General features: G+C 49.2%; 18 protein-coding genes, 3 tRNA genes and 3 pseudogenes. 10 read left to right on the top strand and 14 right to left on the bottom strand.

Translation table 11 applies throughout. From position 1 onward, the window contains the following. Window positions 1–96: 96 nt before the first annotated feature. Window positions 97–642, bottom strand: a complete 546-nt coding sequence (syd, locus tag LG381_RS09145) for a SecY-interacting protein (protein ID WP_105289897.1) — start codon at window positions 640–642, stop codon at window positions 97–99. Window positions 643–708: 66 nt separating this feature from the next. Between syd and queF the strand changes: the two genes are divergently transcribed. From queF to xni, 5 genes are all read left to right on the top strand, one after another. Continuing rightward, on the top strand, window positions 709–1557 hold the full coding sequence (gene queF, locus LG381_RS09140) for an NADPH-dependent 7-cyano-7-deazaguanine reductase QueF (RefSeq protein ID WP_225762310.1): 849 nt from the start codon (window positions 709–711) through the stop codon (window positions 1555–1557). 111 nt (window positions 1558–1668) lie between these two features. After that, window positions 1669–3033 (top strand): nucleotide 5'-monophosphate nucleosidase PpnN, encoded by a 1365-nt coding sequence (gene ppnN / locus LG381_RS09135; RefSeq protein WP_000627995.1) that lies wholly within the window; start codon window positions 1669–1671, stop codon window positions 3031–3033. Window positions 3034–3590: 557 nt separating this feature from the next. Then, window positions 3591–4880, top strand: coding sequence for an HAAAP family serine/threonine permease SdaC (gene sdaC / locus LG381_RS09130; RefSeq protein ID WP_000450473.1), 1290 nt, complete (start codon window positions 3591–3593; stop codon window positions 4878–4880). Between the two features lie 57 nt (window positions 4881–4937). Beyond that, window positions 4938–6305: an L-serine ammonia-lyase II gene (gene sdaB / locus LG381_RS09125; RefSeq protein WP_000626400.1), complete on the top strand. Its 1368-nt coding sequence runs from the start codon at window positions 4938–4940 to the stop codon at window positions 6303–6305. A 282-nt stretch (window positions 6306–6587) separates the two neighbouring features. Beyond that, on the top strand, window positions 6588–7343 hold the full coding sequence (gene xni / locus LG381_RS09120) for a flap endonuclease Xni (protein WP_225762309.1): 756 nt from the start codon (window positions 6588–6590) through the stop codon (window positions 7341–7343). A 104-nt stretch (window positions 7344–7447) separates the two neighbouring features. On the opposite strand, the pseudogene LG381_RS09115 reads toward xni, so the two are convergent. The 5 genes and pseudogenes from LG381_RS09115 to LG381_RS09095 all read right to left on the bottom strand — a co-directional run. Continuing rightward, a pseudogene (locus tag LG381_RS09115) lies at window positions 7448–7522 on the bottom strand (hypothetical protein); the annotation flags it as partial. A 37-nt stretch (window positions 7523–7559) separates the two neighbouring features. Continuing rightward, the gene (rlmM, locus tag LG381_RS09110; RefSeq protein WP_001045520.1) at window positions 7560–8660 is read right to left on the bottom strand and encodes a 23S rRNA (cytidine(2498)-2'-O)-methyltransferase RlmM; all 1101 of its coding nucleotides are present in this window, start codon (window positions 8658–8660) and stop codon (window positions 7560–7562) included. After that, entirely contained in the window at window positions 8653–9048 is a 396-nt protein-coding gene (locus tag LG381_RS09105) for a DUF423 domain-containing protein (protein WP_000203904.1), read from the bottom strand. The genes rlmM and LG381_RS09105 overlap by 8 nt, the downstream gene beginning before the upstream one ends. Window positions 9049–9066: 18 nt before the next feature. Further along, window positions 9067–9984 (bottom strand): glycine cleavage system transcriptional regulator GcvA, encoded by a 918-nt coding sequence (gcvA, locus tag LG381_RS09100; RefSeq protein WP_000044401.1) that lies wholly within the window; start codon window positions 9982–9984, stop codon window positions 9067–9069. Between the two features lie 350 nt (window positions 9985–10334). Next, a complete protein-coding gene (locus tag LG381_RS09095) occupies window positions 10335–10562 on the bottom strand; it encodes a YgdI/YgdR family lipoprotein (RefSeq protein ID WP_000750399.1) in 228 nt (75 codons plus the stop codon). 191 nt (window positions 10563–10753) lie between these two features. Here LG381_RS09095 and csdA point away from each other — a divergent pair, with 191 nt between their 5' ends. Both csdA and csdE read left to right on the top strand, forming a co-directional pair. Continuing rightward, complete coding sequence (csdA, locus tag LG381_RS09090; protein WP_225762308.1) at window positions 10754–11959, top strand: cysteine desulfurase CsdA; 1206 nt, start codon at window positions 10754–10756, stop codon at window positions 11957–11959. Next, a complete protein-coding gene (gene csdE, locus LG381_RS09085) occupies window positions 11959–12402 on the top strand; it encodes a cysteine desulfurase sulfur acceptor subunit CsdE (protein ID WP_000184243.1) in 444 nt (147 codons plus the stop codon). Before csdA ends, csdE begins: the two co-directional genes overlap by 1 nt. 49 nt (window positions 12403–12451) lie before the next feature. Here the strand turns inward: csdE and tcdA are convergent, their stop codons facing one another. Continuing rightward, window positions 12452–13258 carry a tRNA cyclic N6-threonylcarbamoyladenosine(37) synthase TcdA gene (tcdA, locus tag LG381_RS09080; protein WP_225762307.1) on the bottom strand — a complete coding sequence of 269 codons (807 nt, stop codon included), beginning with the start codon at window positions 13256–13258 and terminating at the stop codon, window positions 12452–12454. 238 nt (window positions 13259–13496) lie between these two features. Next, the gene (gene mltA, locus LG381_RS09075; RefSeq protein WP_000678631.1) at window positions 13497–14594 is read right to left on the bottom strand and encodes a murein transglycosylase A; all 1098 of its coding nucleotides are present in this window, start codon (window positions 14592–14594) and stop codon (window positions 13497–13499) included. 208 nt (window positions 14595–14802) lie between these two features. Between mltA and LG381_RS09070 the strand changes: the two genes are divergently transcribed. From LG381_RS09070 to LG381_RS09060, 3 genes are all read left to right on the top strand, one after another. Next, window positions 14803–14879 (top strand) — tRNA-Met (locus LG381_RS09070). A 33-nt stretch (window positions 14880–14912) separates the two neighbouring features. Continuing rightward, window positions 14913–14989 (top strand) — tRNA-Met (locus LG381_RS09065). 34 nt (window positions 14990–15023) lie between these two features. Beyond that, a tRNA-Met gene (locus LG381_RS09060) sits at window positions 15024–15100 on the top strand. A gap of 78 nt (window positions 15101–15178) precedes the next feature. On the opposite strand, the gene LG381_RS09055 is transcribed toward LG381_RS09060, so the two are convergent. The 6 genes and pseudogenes from LG381_RS09055 to LG381_RS09030 form a co-directional block, all read right to left on the bottom strand. Next, the gene (locus LG381_RS09055; protein ID WP_105289893.1) at window positions 15179–16126 is read right to left on the bottom strand and encodes a phosphoglycerate dehydrogenase; all 948 of its coding nucleotides are present in this window, start codon (window positions 16124–16126) and stop codon (window positions 15179–15181) included. A gap of 70 nt (window positions 16127–16196) precedes the next feature. Next, a complete protein-coding gene (locus LG381_RS09050) occupies window positions 16197–16793 on the bottom strand; it encodes an SIS domain-containing protein (protein WP_105289892.1) in 597 nt (198 codons plus the stop codon). Continuing rightward, window positions 16762–17859: pseudogene (locus LG381_RS09045) on the bottom strand (MalY/PatB family protein); the annotation flags it as partial. The gene LG381_RS09050 and the pseudogene LG381_RS09045, both read right to left, overlap by 32 nt. 58 nt (window positions 17860–17917) lie before the next feature. Next, entirely contained in the window at window positions 17918–18886 is a 969-nt protein-coding gene (locus LG381_RS09040; protein WP_013815099.1) for an IS5-like element IS903B family transposase, read from the bottom strand. Between the two features lie 33 nt (window positions 18887–18919). Further along, window positions 18920–19036, bottom strand: a pseudogene (locus LG381_RS09035) (beta-cystathionase); the annotation flags it as partial. Next, complete coding sequence (locus LG381_RS09030; RefSeq protein ID WP_222680434.1) at window positions 19036–20616, bottom strand: PTS transporter subunit EIIC; 1581 nt, start codon at window positions 20614–20616, stop codon at window positions 19036–19038. The gene LG381_RS09030 and the pseudogene LG381_RS09035, both read right to left, overlap by 1 nt. Window positions 20617–20644: the final 28 nt, after the last annotated feature.

The raw sequence follows: 20644 nt of genomic DNA, 5'->3' as shown, positions 1-20644 counted from the left end.
AATATCGATTCTTATCTGTTTGAGTATTCGCTTATTTCCTGGCGATCTCCTACAGGGTCTGTAAGAGATCTCTCACAACCAGACGGGGTATTTGGATTACAGAAGAGGCTTAAGTTGGTTAAGGAATTCCGCAAGATTTGAGGCTAAATGCGTCCGTTTACGCGTTCCCAGCGTCTCTTTGCACACTTCACCAGAGAGATTACATACCGAGATGACCTCTAACTCTTCTTCCAGTGTTGCGATAAATAGCGTGGGCGGCAGTTTTAACCGTTTCTGAGTCACCAGATGACCAATCAGATTTTCCTGCACCCGGCGGAAGTCGTCTTCGCTCCAGGTTTGCAGTAATGTCAGTTTGATATCGCCAAACTGCGCATGCATATCCCCGGCAAACTGGGTTGTATAGAAGGTATGAATTGTGGGTTGTATCACAATATCAAACGCCCGTTCAACCGCGTTTACATTTTGTTCACCGGTAAACGGCTGGGGTTGCCAGTATACGGCGTCATCGGTGGTTGAAATAATGCATGGTGAAGGCACGCCATACAGCTCCTCACTTAACGGCCAGCTTTTATGCTCTTCATGCCACGCATCGCAGTAGCGTGCAGTAAAATCTTTCAGGGCTTGTGCGGTCAAATCGTCCACTAATTTCTCTCTTCACTTAAACCAGATACACTGTCGTTTAGTTTATCTGGTTTATGACGGTGAAACATGTCTTCTTATACAAACCATCAGGCACTTGCGGGCCTGACTCTCGGAAAATCAACCGATTACCGGGATACCTATGACGCCAGCCTGCTGCAAGGCGTTCCGCGTAGTCTGAATCGCGATCCTCTGGGCCTGAAAGCGGATAACCTGCCTTTTCACGGCGCGGATATCTGGACGCTGTATGAGCTTTCCTGGCTGAATGCCAAAGGTTTGCCACAGGTCGCTGTCGGTCATGTTGAACTTGATTACACCAGCGTAAATCTGATTGAGTCGAAGAGTTTTAAGCTCTATCTCAATAGCTTTAACCAGACGCGTTTTAATAACTGGGAGGAGGTGCGCCAGACGCTGGAGCGCGATTTAAGCACCTGTGCCCAGGGTAAGGTTAGCGTGGCCTTATATCGTCTTGATGAACTGGAAGGCCAGCCGGTGGGACATTTCAATGGCACCTGCATTGATGAACAGGATATCACTATCGATAACTATGAATTTACCACTGACTATCTTGAGAATGCCGCCAGCGGTGAAAAAGTGGTGGAAGAGACGCTAGTCAGCCATTTGCTGAAGTCAAACTGTCTGATCACCCATCAGCCAGACTGGGGGTCAATCCAAATTCAGTACCGTGGACACAAAATTGACAGGGAAAAACTGCTGCGCTATCTGGTTTCTTTCCGTCATCACAACGAGTTCCATGAGCAATGCGTAGAGCGTATTTTTAATGACCTGCTACGCTTCTGCCAGCCAGAGAAATTAAGCGTCTATGCGCGTTATACCCGTCGTGGCGGCCTGGACATTAACCCCTGGCGTAGCAATAGCGACTTTGTCCCATCGACGACCCGACTGGTACGACAATAAATTTTTTCTCATTTTTGCGTACTGGATTCACGCATAGAGTTGTGAAAGGCCATCATGCAGGGCTATTGTAATCAAAGGGAATGACGATATTCGTCCCATAAGGAGTTTTTCTTGATTACACATATTAGCCCGCTTGGCTCCATGGATATGTTGTCGCAGCTGGAAGTGGATATGCTTAAACGCACCGCCAGCAGCGACCTCTATCAACTCTTTCGCAACTGTTCACTTGCTGTTCTGAACTCCGGTAGTTTGACCGATAACAGCAAAGAATTGCTGTCTCGTTTTGAAAATTTCGATATTAACGTCCTGCGCCGTGAACGCGGCGTAAAGCTGGAACTGATTAATCCCCCGGAAGAGGCTTTTGTCGATGGGCGAATTATTCGCGCTTTGCAGGCCAACTTGTTCGCGGTTCTGCGTGACATTCTCTTCGTTTACGGGCAAATCCATAACACCGTTCGTTTTCCCAACCTGAATCTCGACAACTCCGTCCACATCACTAACCTGGTCTTTTCCATCTTGCGTAACGCTCGCGCACTGCATGTCGGCGAAGCGCCAAATATGGTTGTGTGCTGGGGCGGTCACTCAATCAACGAAAACGAGTATTTATATGCCCGTCGCGTCGGAAATCAGCTGGGTCTGCGTGAGTTAAATATCTGCACCGGTTGTGGTCCAGGAGCGATGGAAGCGCCGATGAAAGGCGCAGCAGTGGGTCACGCTCAGCAGCGTTACAAAGACAGCCGTTTTATTGGTATGACAGAGCCGTCGATTATCGCTGCTGAACCGCCTAACCCGCTGGTCAACGAATTGATCATCATGCCGGATATCGAAAAACGTCTGGAAGCGTTTGTGCGTATCGCTCACGGCATCATTATCTTCCCTGGCGGTGTGGGTACGGCAGAAGAGTTGCTCTATTTGCTGGGAATTTTGATGAATCCGGCAAATAAAGATCAGGTCTTACCGCTGATCCTTACCGGTCCGAAAGAGAGCGCCGATTACTTCCGAGTACTGGACGAGTTTGTCGTGCATACGCTGGGAGAAAACGCGCGCCGCCATTACCGCATCATCATTGATGACGCTGCTGAAGTCGCTCGTCAGATGAAAAAATCGATGCCGCTGGTGAAAGAAAATCGCCGTGACACCGGTGATGCTTACAGCTTTAACTGGTCAATGCGCATTGCGCCAGATCTGCAAATGCCGTTTGAGCCGTCTCACGAGAACATGGCTAATCTGAAACTGTACCCGGATCAACCCGTTGAAGTGCTGGCTGCTGACCTGCGTCGTGCGTTCTCCGGTATTGTGGCGGGTAACGTAAAAGAAGTCGGTATTCGCGCCATTGAAGAGTTTGGGCCTTATAAAATCAACGGCGATAAAGAGATAATGCGTCGTATGGACGACCTGCTTCAGGGTTTTGTCGCCCAGCACCGTATGAAGTTGCCTGGCTCAGCCTACATCCCTTGCTACGAAATCTGCACGTAATCTCCCCTCCCCCGGTAACGTTTGTTGCCGGGTTTTTCTCTTATTTGGTCACTCACTCACCAATCCATTTCATTTGTTATCTGAATGTTTCAACGCATCATAAGACACTTAATATCACCAATATTAATATGTCATACAATTTATATTGCCACGCAAACGTTTACCTGCTTTCATAAACCGCATTTTATTACTGTGAAAAAGAAATTCTTATCATGATTAACTAAAAGTATTGATTTTTTCAGTTCAACCTACATATATTGCGCGCCCCGGAAGAAACCAGATATCGTTTAGTGGGAAAATATTGCCCTTAAATTCTCTTTTACTTTTGATTTACAGAGTAAAGAGTTGGGATTATCTATCTTCTAAGTGGATTATTGTATTTGAGATCAAGATCACTGATAGATGCATAACTTGTGTGTATCTTTCCGCCCTCAAATTATTACGGCGGAAAATGATTAAGCCATCGCCGATAGACAGATTTCATTTTTACGGCCAGGCACCTTCCCGGGCTGAACTGGCTAAAAGCTGAATTATTTGCATTCCTCCAGGAGAAATAGATGGAAACGACTCAAACCAGCACGATTGCGTCGAAAGACTCTCGCAGTGCCTGGCGCAAGACAGACACCATGTGGATGCTGGGCCTCTACGGCACGGCAATCGGCGCGGGTGTACTGTTCCTGCCAATCAACGCCGGTGTTGGCGGTATGATCCCGCTGATCATCATGGCCATCCTTGCGTTCCCGATGACGTTTTTTGCTCACCGTGGCCTGACTCGCTTCGTACTGTCTGGTAAAAACCCAGGCGAAGACATCACTGAGGTAGTAGAAGAACACTTTGGTATTGGTGCAGGTAAACTGATTACTCTGCTGTACTTCTTCGCTATCTACCCGATCCTGCTGGTTTATAGCGTGGCAATCACCAACACGGTTGAAAGCTTCATGTCTCACCAGCTGGGTATGACGCCGCCGCCGCGTGCGATTCTGTCCCTGATCCTGATCGTGGGTATGATGACCATCGTTCGCTTCGGTGAGCAGATGATCGTTAAGGCGATGAGTATTCTGGTATTCCCGTTTGTTGGCGTACTGATGCTGCTGGCTCTGTACCTGATCCCGCAGTGGAACGGCGCAGCTCTGGAAACGCTGTCTCTGGACACTGCATCTGCAACCGGAAACGGTCTGTGGATGACCCTGTGGCTGGCGATTCCGGTAATGGTATTCTCGTTCAACCACTCTCCGATCATCTCTTCTTTCGCCGTTGCGAAGCGTGAAGAGTACGGCGATATGGCAGAACAGAAATGCTCGAAGATCCTGGCATTCGCTCACATCATGATGGTGCTGACCGTAATGTTCTTCGTCTTCAGCTGCGTACTGAGCCTGACTCCGGCAGACCTGGCTGCGGCTAAAGAGCAGAACATCTCGATTCTGTCTTACCTGGCGAACCACTTTAACGCGCCGATCATCGCGTGGATGGCTCCGATTATCGCGATTATCGCTATCACCAAATCCTTCCTCGGCCACTACCTGGGTGCGCGTGAAGGCTTCAACGGTATGGTGATCAAATCTCTGCGTGGTAAAGGTAAGTCTATCGAAATCAACAAGCTGAACCGTATCACTGCACTGTTCATGCTGGTAACGACCTGGATTGTTGCTACGCTGAACCCAAGCATCCTGGGGATGATTGAAACCCTGGGCGGTCCAATCATCGCGATGATCCTGTTCCTGATGCCGATGTACGCAATCCAGAAAGTACCGGCAATGCGTAAGTACAGCGGTCACATCAGCAACGTATTCGTTGTCGTGATGGGTCTGATTGCTATCTCCGCAATTTTCTACTCTCTGTTCAGCTAAATCCTTTCGCGCCGCTTTCGGGCGGCGCTTCCTCCGTTTTAACCCGATGAATTTCCTATGATTAGCGTATTCGATATTTTCAAAATCGGCATTGGTCCTTCCAGTTCCCATACCGTTGGACCAATGAAAGCGGGTAAACAATTTACCGACGATCTGATTGCCCGTAACCTGCTTAAAGACGTGACCCGCGTGGTGGTTGATGTCTACGGCTCGCTCTCTCTGACCGGTAAAGGCCACCACACTGATATCGCCATTATTATGGGGCTGGCGGGTAACCTGCCGGATACCGTTGATATCGATTCCATCCCTGGTTTTATTCAGGATGTGAATACTCATGGTCGCCTGATGCTGGCAAATGGTCAGCACGAAGTGGAGTTCCCGGTTGATCAGTGCATGAACTTCCATGCCGACAACCTTTCTCTGCATGAAAACGGTATGCGCATCACCGCGCTGGCGGGCGATAAAGTTGTTTACAGCCAGACTTACTACTCCATCGGCGGTGGCTTTATCGTTGATGAAGAACATTTTGGTCAGCAGGATAGCGCACCGGTTGAAGTTCCTTATCCGTACAGCTCAGCAGCCGATCTGCAAAAGCATTGTCAGGAAACCGGGCTGTCACTCTCTGGCCTGATGATGAAAAACGAACTGGCGCTGCACAGCAAAGAAGAGCTGGAACAGCACCTGGCGAACGTCTGGGAAGTGATGCGCGGCGGTATTGAGCGCGGTATTGCCACCGAAGGCGTGCTGCCAGGCAAACTGCGCGTTCCACGCCGTGCGGCGGCTCTGCGCCGGATGCTGGTCAGCCAGGACAAAAACACCACTGACCCGATGGCGGTTGTTGACTGGATCAACATGTTCGCTCTGGCGGTGAACGAAGAGAACGCTGCTGGTGGTCGCGTGGTGACTGCACCGACTAACGGCGCGTGCGGGATTATCCCGGCAGTGCTGGCGTACTACGACAAGTTTATCCGTGAAGTGAACGCTAACTCACTGGCTCGTTACCTGCTGGTGGCAAGCGCCATTGGTTCTCTTTATAAGATGAACGCCTCGATTTCTGGTGCCGAAGTCGGCTGCCAGGGCGAAGTTGGCGTAGCGTGCTCTATGGCAGCGGCGGGTCTGGCAGAACTGTTAGGCGCAAGCCCGGCACAGGTATGCATCGCGGCAGAAATCGCAATGGAGCATAACCTCGGCCTGACGTGTGACCCGGTTGCCGGACAGGTACAGGTGCCGTGCATTGAGCGTAATGCCATTGCGGCAGTGAAAGCGGTGAACGCCGCGCGTATGGCGCTGCGCCGTACCAGCGAGCCGCGCGTCTGCCTCGATAAAGTTATCGAAACCATGTACGAAACAGGTAAAGATATGAACGCCAAGTACCGTGAAACTTCTCGCGGCGGCCTGGCAATGAAGATTGTTGCCTGCGATTAATCTCTCTCCAGAGGCCTCGTTTTGCGAGGCCTCACATTGTTGAGAATGTGCCTGTTGTTTATGTCGGATGCGGCGTAAACGCCTTACCCGACCTACAAAACAGCGAAAATTCAATAGATTGTGATTCTTTTGTAGGCATGATAAGCGTAGCGCATCAGGTAATTTGCGTTGTCATCAATATCAGACCTCGTTTTGCGAGCTCTCTTCCCGATTTCTCATCCAGCCGTAGCCTGTTCCGACATCGAATGTTACCCTTATCGCCTGATCTTTAAGGGGGTTATCGTGGCTGTTCATTTGCTTATTGTCGATGCACTGAATCTTATTCGTCGCATTCATGCCGTTCAGGGCTCACCCTGCGTGGAGACCTGCCAGCACGCGCTCGATCAGCTCATTATGCACAGCCAGCCAACCCACGCCGTCGCCGTTTTTGATGATGAAAACCGCAGTAGCGGCTGGCGTCATCAGCGTTTACCGGATTACAAAGCCGGTCGTCCGCCAATGCCGGAAGAGTTGCACAACGAAATGCCTGCGTTACGCGAAGCCTTTGAACAACGCGGAGTCCGATGCTGGTCAGCCAGCGGCAACGAAGCAGATGACTTAGCCGCCACGCTGGCAGTAAAAGTGACCCAGGCCGGGCATCAGGCAACCATTGTTTCGACAGATAAAGGCTACTGTCAGCTCCTTTCACCTGCACTGCGTATTCGTGATTACTTTCAGAAACGTTGGCTTGATGCGCCGTTTATCGATAAAGAATTTGGCGTTCAACCTCAGCAATTACCCGATTATTGGGGGCTGGCGGGGATCAGCAGCTCAAAGGTGCCGGGTGTTGCGGGGATTGGGCCAAAAAGCGCCACGCAGTTACTCGTCGAGTTTCAGAGTCTGGAAGGGATATATGAAAATATCGACGCGGTTGCCGAAAAGTGGCGCAAGAAACTGGAAGAACATAAAGAGATGGCGTTTCTGTGTCGCGATATTGCCCGCTTACAAACCGACTTGCATATCGACGGCAATTTACAGCAATTGCGGTTGGTACGATAACGGCGTGCCGAATACTACCGATTAACACCTCATTGAATTAAATGCACTTGTAGGCCGGATAAGACGCGGCTAGCGTCGCATCCGGCATTATCACATCAGCGCATTTACCAGGCGGTATGGTAAAGCTCGACAATATCCTCAAGCGTTGCTTCACGCGGGTTGCCACCGATACAAACATCGGATGCCAGACCGGAGTCAATGCCCCTGCCAACTCACTTACCGTTCGTCGCGACGACCACCCACCGCAGCCCAGATACGACGGACATGCACCGTCACTTCTTCTCGATCGTGATACAACTGCCGCGCCTGAATCTGGGCGTTAATACCATGTTCATCAAGCTGTGCCTGAATGTACGCCAGATTGTGTGACACTTCTTCGTAGCGTTTTTTCATCGGCAGCTTAAGGTTGAAGATAGTTTCACGACACCAGCCATTAACCAGCCACTGTGCCATCAGTGCCGCAACTTTCGCTGGTTTTTCAACCATATCGCATACCATCCATGAGATGTTGCTACGTGTTGGGCGGAATTTGAAACCATCTTCCCGCAGCCACGTCACCTGTCCGGTATCCATCAGACTTTGCGCCATCGGGCCGTTATCGACGGAGTATACCCACATGTTGCGCTTCACCAGTTGGTAGGTCCAGCCGCCTGGACAAGCGCCCAAATCTACCGCCCACATTCCATTTGCCAGGCGTTCATCCCACTCATCCGCAGGAATAAACACATGAAATGCCTCTTCCAGTTTGAGGGTGGAACGGCTTGGCGCATCCGCCGGAAACTTCAGGCGTGGAATCCCCATATAGAACGGCGAATTATTATTGCTGTAGGAGTAGCCGGTATAGCAGCAGCCTGGTGCAATAAAGAATACATGCACCACCGGACGCTTCGGCGTTTCATAGTTCGCCAGCACACCCGCATCGCGCAAGGCAGCGCGTAGCGGCACGGTGAATTTACGGCAGAATTTCAGCAACTCTTTGCTTTCGTTGGTATCGGCAACTTCAACACGCAGTTCACCGCCCTTCTCTACTACGCCCTGTAACATGCCGACAATGGGGGTAATACGATCTTCTGGCGGCAAATGCTGCAGGAGCTCCCCCACTACAAACCACTGGCGAGCAAAAATTAATGAACTGAACGGCAGCTCACGGATTAACTTATCGCCATCATCAGGTTGATAACATTCATAAATGACATAACCCGCATTCTCTTTCACGCGGGCAAAACCGAAAATTTCCCGCTGGCCGGCTTTATCGGTAATTTCCGCAGCACACTCTTTTTCAAAGCCAGGACGGCACAACAATACAACCTTATTCATGATTTACGCCCTTGCGCTTTAAACGGATAGCTCCGACTAACATTAACGCCCAGCCCGCGAGGAAGCTCACGCCGCCAACCGGTGTGACAAACGCCCACAAACGCAGATGGGACAGCGCCAGGCAATAAAGGCTGCCGCTGAACAGCACCGTGCCTAACGCGAGGAAAACGCTACTCCAGTAAAACCAGATACTGATGCGACGCTGCATCGCCACCGCCAGACCTAAAATCGCCAGCGTATGGAACGCCTGGTATTCGAGGCCGGTCTGGATCCAGCCCATCTCAACGGCTCCCATGGTTTTACTTAACACATGCGCGCCAAAAGCGCCGAGAGCCACAAAAATGAAGCCGCTAATGGCGGCGAAAATCAGCATAAAACGGCTGGTCATGGTCGTACCCTACGTAAATTATTGTTCATAACGAAAGCGGAATTTTTCTTGTTCAGCAGCGGCTTTCGCCAGGATCCATTGGCGAAAGGCGGCTATTTTACCCAGTTCTGCCTGGCTGTCATGACATACCAGATAAAAAGCATTTTTACTGACCAGAACATCATTAAACGGGCAGACAAGGCGTCCGGCCTCGATTTCCGATTGCGCCATCACATTATTCGCCAATGCGACTCCCTGCCCGTGGATAGCCGCTTGCAGCACCATCGCGCTGTGACTGAAGATCGGCCCTTGTTGAACGTTGATATGATTTAACCCCAACTGGCGAGTATATGTCTGCCAGTCACGCCGGGACGCATCGTGTAATAACGTATGTTTAGCCAGATCTTCTGGCGTCTTCAAGGGTTTTTCGCCGGTTAACAGTAGCGGGGAACACACCGGCAACAAATATTCGGCATAAAGTTTTTCGACCCGCAGCCCCGGCCAGTTGCCCCGACCATAAAATATCGCCACATCAACATCATCCGCCAGTTTATCTTCCTGGCGATCGACCGCCTGGATTCGAACGTCGATTCCCGGATAAGCTGAATTAAAGCTGGAAAGTCGCGGCACCAGCCAGTGGATGGCAAAACTGGGGAGTAAACTGACCGTCAACGCCCCCTTGGCGCTACGAGCCTGGAGTTTACGCGTCGCTTCGGTTAATTGCGAAAATATCTCTTTGATATCGAGGAAATAGCTTTGCCCTTCCTCGGTCAGCAGGAGTGAACGATTACGGCGACGGAACAGTTTCAGTCCCAAAAAATCCTCAAGTGACTTGATTTGATGACTTACTGCGGCCTGGGTCACAAAAAGCTCTTCTGCTGCGCGCGTGAAGCTTAAATGGCGTGCGGCGGCATCAAAAACTCGTAAGGCATTTAGCGGTGGTAATCGTTTTGACATGGCTTTTAAACTTTGATGTTAAATGAATTTAACAATTAGATCACACTATGTAACCTATTAGTTTTTTTTATCTGAGCCATTATAAATTGTCCGTTGAGCTTCTACCAGCAAATACCTATAGTGGCGGCACTTCCTGAGCCGGAACGAAAAGTTTTATCGGAATGCGTGTTCTGGTGAACTTTTGGCTTACGGTTGTGATGTTGTGTTGTTGTGTTTGCAATTGGTCTGCGATTCAGACCATGGTAGCTAAGCTACCTTTTTTCACTTCCTGTACATTTACCCTGTCTGTCCATAGTGATTAATGTAGCACCGCCTAATTGCGGTGCTTTTTTTTACCTTGCGATCGCGAATTACTGATCCAGCTCGACCATCTCTTTCACGTCGGTACGGTTGATCTGCTGTTTGTTGCCATTAGCGTCTTTATACGAAATCATACCGGTTTCATTATCAGTTTGTGGTTTACCGTCAGAGACGATGGTACGTCCGTCATTGGTGTGCATCACATAGTTCGAACCGGAACAGGCGCTCAGGGCAAAAGTCAGCATACAGGCAGAGATAATTGCGGCAGTCTTTTTCATCTTCTTCTCCTTAAAGCGATTAATAAATCTTAATAGTATTGATTAACAGGCTAAAATTAACGCCTAACACTATTCAGCATATGTTACTGACGCGGCTTCGCCAGGATATCCAGATAATTCCGATGGTTAGCACTCTCCTTGTATCAAAGTGAATTTTGCGTCACGATCGGTGAATCAAGCCGAGGAGTACCATGAACGTTTTTAATCCCGCGCAGTTCCGTGCGCAGTTTCCCGCATTACAGGATGCGGGCGTCTATCTCGACAGTGCCGCAACCGCGCTCAAGCCCGAAGCCGTGGTTGAGGCTACCCGACAGTTCTATAGCCTTAGCGCCGGAAACGTCCATCGCAGCCAGTTTGCCGAAGCCCAACGTCTGACCGCACGTTATGAGGCTGCGCGGGAGAAAGTGGCGCAATTGCTCAATGCTCCAGATGACAAAACCATTGTCTGGACGCGCGGCACCACCGAATCCATCAACATGGTGGCGCAATGCTATGCGCGTCCGCGTCTGCAACCGGGCGATGAAATTATTGTCAGCGTGGCAGAGCACCACGCCAACCTCGTCCCCTGGCTGATGGTCGCCCAACAAACCGGAGCCAAAGTGGTGAAGTTGCCGCTTAATGCGCAGCGTCTGCCAGATGTCGATTTGTTACCAGAGCTGATTACTCCCCGTAGCCGGATTCTGGCGTTGGGCCAGATGTCGAACGTCACTGGCGGCTGCCCGGATCTGGCGCGAGCGATTACCTTTGCCCATTCAGCCGGGATGGTGGTGATGGTTGATGGTGCTCAGGGGGCGGTGCATTTCCCTGCAGATGTTCAGCAACTGGATATCGATTTCTACGCATTTTCAGGTCACAAACTTTACGGCCCGACGGGTATCGGCGTGCTGTATGGCAAACCAGAACTGCTGGAAGCAATGTCGCCCTGGCTCGGCGGTGGCAAAATAATTCACGAAGTCAGTTTTGACGGCTTCACCACACAGTCTGCCCCGTGGAAACTGGAAGCCGGAACGCCCAACGTCGCAGGCGTCATTGGGTTAAGCGCGGCGCTGGAATGGCTGGCAGATTATGATATTAACCAGGCAGAAAGCTGGAGTCGTAGCCTGGCGACGCTTGCAGAAGATGCGCTGGCAAAACGTCCAGGCTTTCGTTCATTCCGCTGCCAGGATTCCAGCCTGCTGGCCTTTGATTTCGCGGGGGTTCATCACAGCGATATGGTGACTTTGCTGGCAGAGTACGGTATTGCCCTGCGCGCCGGGCAGCATTGCGCTCAGCCGCTACTGGCAGAATTAGGCGTAACCGGCACACTGCGCGCCTCTTTTGCGCCATATAATACAAAGAGTGATGTGGATGCGCTGGTGAACGCCGTTGACCGCGCGCTGGAATTATTGGTGGATTAATGACAAACCCGCAATTCGCCGGACATCCGTTCGGCACAACCGTTACCGCAGAGACGTTACGCGATACTTTCGCGCCGTTGACGCAGTGGGAAGAGAAATATCGCCAGTTGATCATGCTGGGGAAACAGCTTCCGGCTTTACCTGATGAATTAAAAGCACAGGCCAAAGAGATTGCCGGATGCGAAAACCGCGTCTGGCTGGGGTATACCGTGGCTGAAAACGGCAAGATGCATTTCTTTGGCGACAGCGAAGGACGCATTGTGCGCGGTCTGCTGGCAGTGTTGTTGACCGCCGTGGAGGGCAAAACCGCCGCCGAGTTACAAACGCAGTCGCCGCTGGCGTTGTTTGATGAGCTGGGATTGCGTGCGCAACTTAGTGCCTCACGCAGTCAGGGGCTGAATGCGTTAAGCGAGGCGATTATCACAGCGGCGAAACAGGTTTAAGCACAAATCCAGGTCGGATAAGACGCTCGCGTCGCATCCGACATAATGGTTATTCCTTGCGCGCCGCTTTCGCCATCATCTTCTTCAGCGCATGAGAAACCGCAACAAAACCAAAGGTGGCGGTCACCATCGTTGCCGCACCAAATCCTGATGAGCAATCCATTCGCTTTGGTCCTTCCGCCGTGGCTTTCATCGCACAGACCGTACCGTCTGACTGCGGATATACCAACGCCTCGGTAGAAAACACGCAATCCACACCGAGCTTACCTTTGCTGTTTTTCACCACGCCAAAATCGCTTTTCAGGCGCTCGCGCAGCTTCGCCGCCAGCGGGTCCTGAATAGTCTTCGCCAGGTCAGTAACCTGAATCTGCGTCGGATCAATCTGCCCGCCGGCCCCCCCCGTCGTTACCAATGGGATTTTATTGCGACGACAGTATGCGATTAGTGCCGCTTTGGGGCGCACACTGTCAATGGCATCAATAACATACGAATAACCGGCATTCATATATTGCGCTACGTTATCCGGCGTCACGAAATCGTCCACCACTGTCACCCGACACTCCGGGTTAATCTGGCGAATACGCTCCGCCATCACTTCCGCTTTTGCCAGCCCGACGTTATCACGCAGCGCGTGAATTTGCCGATTGGTATTGGTGACACACACATCATCCATATCGATAAGCGTTATTGCGCCAATCCCCGTGCGCGCCAGAGCTTCCGCCGCCCAGGAACCTACACCACCAATGCCGACCACACAGATATGTGCATCGGCAAATAGTTGCAAGGCTTTCTCACCATACAGACGCGCAGTGCCGCCAAAACGCTGACGCCAGGCATCACTAATTACCACAGACATAGCACCTCAGAATTAAAAAGGGTGAGGTTATCCCCCACCCTAAACGCATAAATGCCTGATGCGCTACGCTTATCAGGCCTACATAACTCCTGCAATATATTGAATTTGCATGATTTGTAGGCCGGATAAGGCGTTCACGCCGCATCCGGCATGAACAATGCGCACTTAGTCAACAATCAGGAGATGAGGTTATCCCTCACCCTGTCGTATCCGTCAAAACGGTATACAGAATATCACATCAGCCGCTAAAGACGTTACCTGCGCCCGGAGCCGTTTTCAGCACCCAGACACGTCCATAGTGGTTGTACCAACCTGCTCGGTGTCCGGCTTCCGGCCCGATCCCTTGATAGATATCGAAATGTTGGCCTTTGATTGCGCCACCGACATCCAGCGCCACCATCAGACGCAGTTCGTACTGACCGTTAAATTTACCGTTATTATCCAACAACGGTACTTCTGCCAGCAAGGTAGTGCCTGGCGGGATGAGCGAGCGATCGGAGGCAACAGAAGCACGACCAACCAGCGGCACAGCACTTGCTCCTTTCACCGGTGCAAAAGATTGTGGCTTAAAGAAGACGAAAGACGGATTCTGTTCCAGCAGTTCGCGAACTTCGGCTTCACTGTGCGTTTCCCCCCAGTGACGAATCGCCTGCATCGACATATCTTCTTTTTTCACTTCGCCACGATCGATCAGCACCTTACCAATACTGCGATAGGCATGACCGTTCTTTCCGGCATAGCTGAAGAAGTTAAGCGGACTGCCGTCGCCAAAATCGATATACCCGCTACCCTGTACATCCATAATGAAGTTATCCATCAGGGAGTTGCTGTAAGCGAGGATATATTTATCGCTCAGTGCCCCCGCGTAGATCTCCGCACGAGACGGCAGACGGCCGCGTTTTGGCGGCATACGGTAAATAGGATACTGGAACTCGCCCTGGCGGGTATGGCGCGCCTGAATTACCGGCGTGTAATAGCCTGTAAACTGCACGTTGCCATAGTTGTCCGCGCCTTCCATCTGCCAGGCGTCAATGCCGAACTGGCGCATATTGCGGGTATCACCGCCTGCGCGCAGCCACTCTTGCACCGCGTTATAAACATTACTCTGGTTGCCATACAGACGCGGTGACGAGTTACGAATATGGTTAATTTGCTCGGCAAAATCACCGGCGTTAATTGGTGCGCCAACGGCATCTGGCTGGTTCACCAGAGAGAAAGGCTGGGTAAATTTCCCGTCTTTATATTGCTGTCCGCGATCGGTTGGTTTGGAGGAGCAGGCGGCAAGCATCGCCACAACAGCGCCCATAAGAAGGTACTTTACCCAACGTCCTTTCATTGTTCTCTTCTTCAGGTTAAAAAATAAGGCACAACGAAGATAACAAACCGTCGCGTTTAATGAAATGAGCAGACTCTCCCTGACGCAAATTTTGCACAAAAAATAGGCGGTAGTGTTTTGTTTTTGTTCAAAATCATGCCAAATCCGTGATCCGGGTAAAAAAAAGGTTGCATGAAAACGCGAGCGGAGTATAGTGCGCATCCACGGACGCGGGGTGGAGCAGCCTGGTAGCTCGTCGGGCTCATAACCCGAAGGTCGTCGGTTCAAATCCGGCCCCCGCAACCAATTAAAATTTGATGAAGTAAAGCAGTACGGTGACGCGGGGTGGAGCAGCCTGGTAGCTCGTCGGGCTCATAACCCGAAGGTCGTCGGTTCAAATCCGGCCCCCGCAACCAATCAAAATTTGATGAAGTAAAAGCAGTACGGTGACGCGGGGTGGAGCAGCCTGGTAGCTCGTCGGGCTCATAACCCGAAGGTCGTCGGTTCAAATCCGGCCCCCGCAACCAATACTTAGAATGCTGATAAACCGCAACGTGTTTCACGGATTGCGGTTTTTTTGTATCTAAAATCTTCGTTCGCTGAACTCACAGCACGTTTTTTATCTCCCTCCCCGCAAAGAAATCAATTATCGACTGGGCAACGTGTATCCCGGTTTGCTGGTATGACTCAACGGTGGAGGCTGCAATATGCGGCGTTGTAATGATATTTTTGGTATGCAGCAATGGGCTAAATTGCGCCAGCGGTTCAGAGCTAAAAACATCCAGCGCCGCAAAAACATTTCGTTCTTCAATCACCTGAAGTAAAGCGCCCTCATCCAGCAATTTTCCCCTTGCGGCATTGATGATCAGCGCGCCATTGCGCATCATCGACAAATATTTATGGCTGATGAAGTTCTCCAGATCAGGCGAAAAAGGCAAAAGAACAATGATGACATGCGATTGCATAAAGATATCTTCAATTGATACAAACTGAACTCCGGTTTTGCCAGCAACCTGATAATCGGGTTGTTTGTCAAAAGCTAAAAGCTCAACATCAAAACCGGACAACCTTTTCGCCAGGGTTTTACCTATATTACCGTAGCCAAGCAAGCCAATCCGTTTCCCCTGTAATTCACAACCATGCGACTCACCCCAGTAACCATTTTGCATTGCATAATAGCTGCCTGGGATATTTCTTATGCTCGCGAAGATAAGGCCAATGATAAATTCCGCAACCGCATTTGAATTAATCCCAACCGCATTATTGACCACAATCCCTGAATGTCGTGCCGTGCGAAGATCAACATTATCAATTCCCGTCCCAAATCTCGATATTATTTTCACACCGGGCAGTAGTGATAGCGTGTCCGCCTGATAACAATCCTTTCCGGCAATGACCGCACAAATAGATTCTCGTAATGCCGTGGATTCTGATTTAACCAGATGCTCCACATTATTCTTAATAATAAGGTTAAAATTATTCTCTCTTAGCAACTTGCTGGCGGAAACACAGCGTGCTGAAAAGCTGGGAACGGTGACCAGAACGTTTTTCATAGCTGACACTCACTTCAATGAACGCCACCCCAAAGATGGCGTGACCGGTTACTGTTTTTATATTCTGAAACTATGAGTTTGCTTTAATACCGAGCGCACCTCCTGGATGATATAAGCCGAAATCGGCACGAGTAAATTTTTTCAATTCGGAGAGTGCAAGCGCCACCGCATCACCAACAACCAAAACCACTGTAGACGAACATGACGGCGCTAAACCTAAATTATCCGCCTCGCTTTTGACGGGAATTTCAACGGATAAATCACAACTTATCGCAAGCGATGAGCGATGACTGCGAGTAAAGGAGACCAAATAATTACCCATTTTTTTCAGACTCGGTAGTGTTGCCAGAATTTCTGCCGTCTCACCACTGTTTGAAATAAGAATAACAATATCGTTTTTCGTCACCATTCCAAGATCGCCATGTACCGCTTCCGTACCGTGAATAAAAAACGAGGGAGTTCCGGTGCTGGCAAATGTTGCAGCAAGTTTTCTGGCAATAATGCCGGACTTCCCTACGCCAATAAAAACAACTTTACCCTGACAAGATTGTAATATTTTAATTAAAGCAGCAAATTCCGAAAGGGGAGAATCGATAACCTCTTCAACTGCTTTATGCTCGTTGCGCATAAAATGTTTAATAAGATGGATAAGATCCGTGTTGTTCATTTTCTTTTTCCTGATTAATATTTCTGATTACACCTGCAATGCGCGTAAGTCCCATATATAACTTTTCTCGACTGCAAGCCAGGTTCAGACGAAGATAGCCCTCCCCTTCTGTTCCATAGACATGACCCGCCATAATGCCTACTTTGCCTTCGTGAATTAATCGGCTGTAGAATTTATCAAAGGGATAACCAATGGCAGAGCAATTAATCCACGAAAAATAGCAACCAGCAGCCGGCTTCACGATTAACTCCGGAATGTTTTCATTTATATACCGCTGGGTAAATTGAATATTTGAAGAAAGATGTTTCTTTAATGACGTTAACCATTCCTCACATTCGTTATAGGCAACAATGGTCGCAATTACATTCAGTACTGATGGGGAGTTTACAAAATCGCGATACCTCGATATCGTTCTGAATTGGTGATTGAAATTCTCATCAGGTGAAATCATATACGAACCCGTTAGCGCAGGAACGTTAAATGTTTTCGATATCGAATTAAACACCACCACCTTTTCATTTATTATTTTAAGCGCAGACGTGAAGCAACGATTAAATACAAAATCACTATGGATTTCATCTGAACACAACCAAACGTTGTGTCTTGCACAGCTTGCAGCGATTTTATGCAGACAATCATCAGACCAGACGGTTCCTGTCGGGTTATGAGGATTGCATATTAACACCATCTTCGCTTTTTTAATTTTTAGATCAAAATCTTGCCAGTCGATAACGTAACCTCCCTCGTTATCTTTACTCAAAGAAGTTTCCAGCGTATTTCGTCCACTATTTTTAATTACATCAAAAAATGCGTTATAAACAGGTGTGAAAATGAGAATATTATCGCCACTCGATGTCAATAACTCTATTGCTTTAGCAATGGAATACATCACACTTGGGCTATAAGTTATCCATTCTTGTTTAATGTCTGTTTTATACTGTTTATAATACCAATTAACTATCGCATTCAGATAGTCATCATGTTGCCAACGGCTGTACCCTAAAATCGGGTGTTCCAGGCGTTTTTTTAATGCTCTGGTGATAGCTTCCGGTATCGGAAGATCCATATGGCTTTGTTGAATAAATCAGATTTCGGGTAAGTCTCCCCCGTAGCGGGTTGTGTTTTCAGGCAATACGCACGCTTTCAGGCATACCTGCTTTCGTCATTTTGTTCAGCGCTCGTACCAGGGCCATAGCCTCCGCAACCTGACCATCGTAGTCACGCAGCGTCAGTGAACCCCCGAACAGCTGTTTTACCCGGTACATCGCCGTTTCCGCTATCGAGCGACGGTTGTAATCTGTTGTCCATTTCCACCGCGCATTACTCCCGGTCATTCGCTGATTAGCCACTGCACGGTTACGGTCTGCATATTCACCGGGCCAGTAACCCGCACCTTTTCGGGGAGGGATAAGCGCGCTGATTTTCTTACGCCGCAGTTCATCGTGACAGAGCCGGGTGTCGTAAGCGCCGTCTGCCGATGCTGCCCTGATTTTTCTGTGAGTCTGCCGGATAAGACCCGGGAAGGCTTCTGAGTCCGTCACATTGTTCAGCGACAGGTCAGCGCAGATGATTTCATGTGTTTTACTGTCAACGGCGAGATGCAGCTTACGCCAGATACGGCGGCGTTCCTGGCCATGCTTTTTGACTTTCCACTCGCCTTCACCGAAGACCTTCAGCCCGGTGGAATCAATTACCAGGTGTGCGATTTCACCCCGGGTGGGCGTTTTGAAACTGACGTTAACCGACTTTGCCCGCCTGCTGACACAGCTGTAATCCGGGCAGCGTAGCGGAACGTTCATCAGAGAAAAAATGGAATCAATAAAGCCCTGCGCAGCGCGCAGGGTCAGCCTGAATACGCGTTTAATGACCAGCACAGTCGTGATGGCAAGGTCAGAATAGCGCTGAGGTCTGCCTCGTGAAGAAGGTGTTGCTGACTCATACCAGGCCTGAATAGCTTCATCATCCAGCCAGAAAGTTATGGAGCCACGGTTGATGAGGGCTTTATTGTAGGTGGGCCAGTTGGTGATTTTGAACTTTTGCTTTGCCACGGAACGGTCTGCGTTGTCGGGAAGATACGTGATCTGATCCTTCAACTCAGCAAAAGTTCGATTTATTCAACAAAGCCGATCCATATCTGAAATAGAGAATGGCAATACATCTTTTACACCAAATCTGTCCTGACAAAAGTCCCACTGGGTACAATATGTTCCTTTACGGGAAATTGGGGTATTAAAAATATCCATTAGCGTATCCCCATGTAATTATCCATATCCCGACGTAGGGCGATGACTTTAGTGCCGATAATGACTTGTAGGGTATTTTGATCAAGTTTAACAACCGCAATCCCTCCAGCTCTTTTTATCGCAACCTCATCAATTAATCCCATATCTGCGATAGTTAAACGTAAACGAGTTACACAATTATCCAGAGATTTAATATTCTCTCTACCGCCAAGTGCCTGAACCATCTGCGCCGCCGCCTGCAGCTCTGATTTATCATGAGTTGGGATATTCGCTATAGCAGTATCTTCGTGAGCGTTTATCGCGATGGGGCTGGACTCTTCACGTCCTACGGTCATCAGGTTAAATTTAAGAATGGTCCAACGGAACACAAAGTAATAAATAAAGAAATAGGCCACTTCTACACAAACCGCTATCGGCCAGCCCGTTCTTGTGCCACGTAAGACACCAAAGCTAATAAACTGAATCAGATCGCCAGTAAACCCCATCTTCACGCCCATATATGGCAGAACCATGTTAGCGAATCCATTCATAAAAGCATGGAAGACAAACAGCAGCGGACTGACAAACAAGAACAGAAATTCAATCGGTTCGCTAACGCCACCAATAATGACCGTCAGCACACCGGAAATAAGCAATGCTTCGATGGCCTTTCTGTTCTGAGCATGAGCGGTGCGATACATCGCCAGCGCGGCACCAGCCAGACCATACTGGATCATCAGTTTGCCCTGTTCCATTTTCCCCGCCAAATCCAGCGGAATAACAGTATTCTCTTTGACGTACGCCATAAACATATTCAGGGTGCCGTAATATTCTTCGCCACCAATTACTGCCGAACCGCCAATTGGGGTAAATCGGAAAACTGATGTCACCAGATGGTTTAGGCCAAAAGGTATCGTCACGCGTTCAGCAACTGCATAGAAGAAATAACCGACAGGACCGGAAGTTGAAATCCAGTGACCAATGAGCATGAAAAGATTGAAAAATGGCGGCCAGATAAAAGGAATAATCAGGCCAAACCCACTCATCACAATTAGTGTAATGATAGGCACCAGGCGCGGACCACTATAAAAACCTAATGACTCAGGAATGCGTAAGTTAACGATCTTTTTATACATGCTGGCGACTAATAATCCTGAAACAATCCCTCCCAGCACACTGGTATTATAGGACTGGATACCAAGAATGATAGTTTGTCCATGTGTCGACATTTGGTCAGCAGCGACCAATAAATCGTGTTGTTTAAGGTAAAAATTTGTTCCCAAATGCATCGCCATAAAACCAATTAAGCCAGAAAATGCACCATAGGCTTTATCATCTTTCTCTTTTAATAATCCTAATGGAATCGCTATTGCAAATAGTACAGGTAAATTAACAAAAGCAAACAAACCAAGACTAACAATGAAATCAAGTATGGTTTTAATTATTGGAATGGCCAGCAATGGAATTAACTTTGCCATGTCATCACTGGCTAAACCACTTCCCAGGCCTAACATCATGCCACATACACTTAGCAGAGCGATGGGATACATAAATGCTTTCCCCAGGCTCTGAAAAAAACTCCAGGCTTTCTTTTGTTTCATGCTGGTTATCTCATAAAAATATTATATG

The organism is Escherichia sp. Marseille-Q3837 (assembly GCF_916618735.1).
Lineage (GTDB): Bacteria > Pseudomonadota > Gammaproteobacteria > Enterobacterales > Enterobacteriaceae > Escherichia > Escherichia ruysiae.
This window is presented reverse-complemented; position numbering and strand designations above follow the sequence as displayed.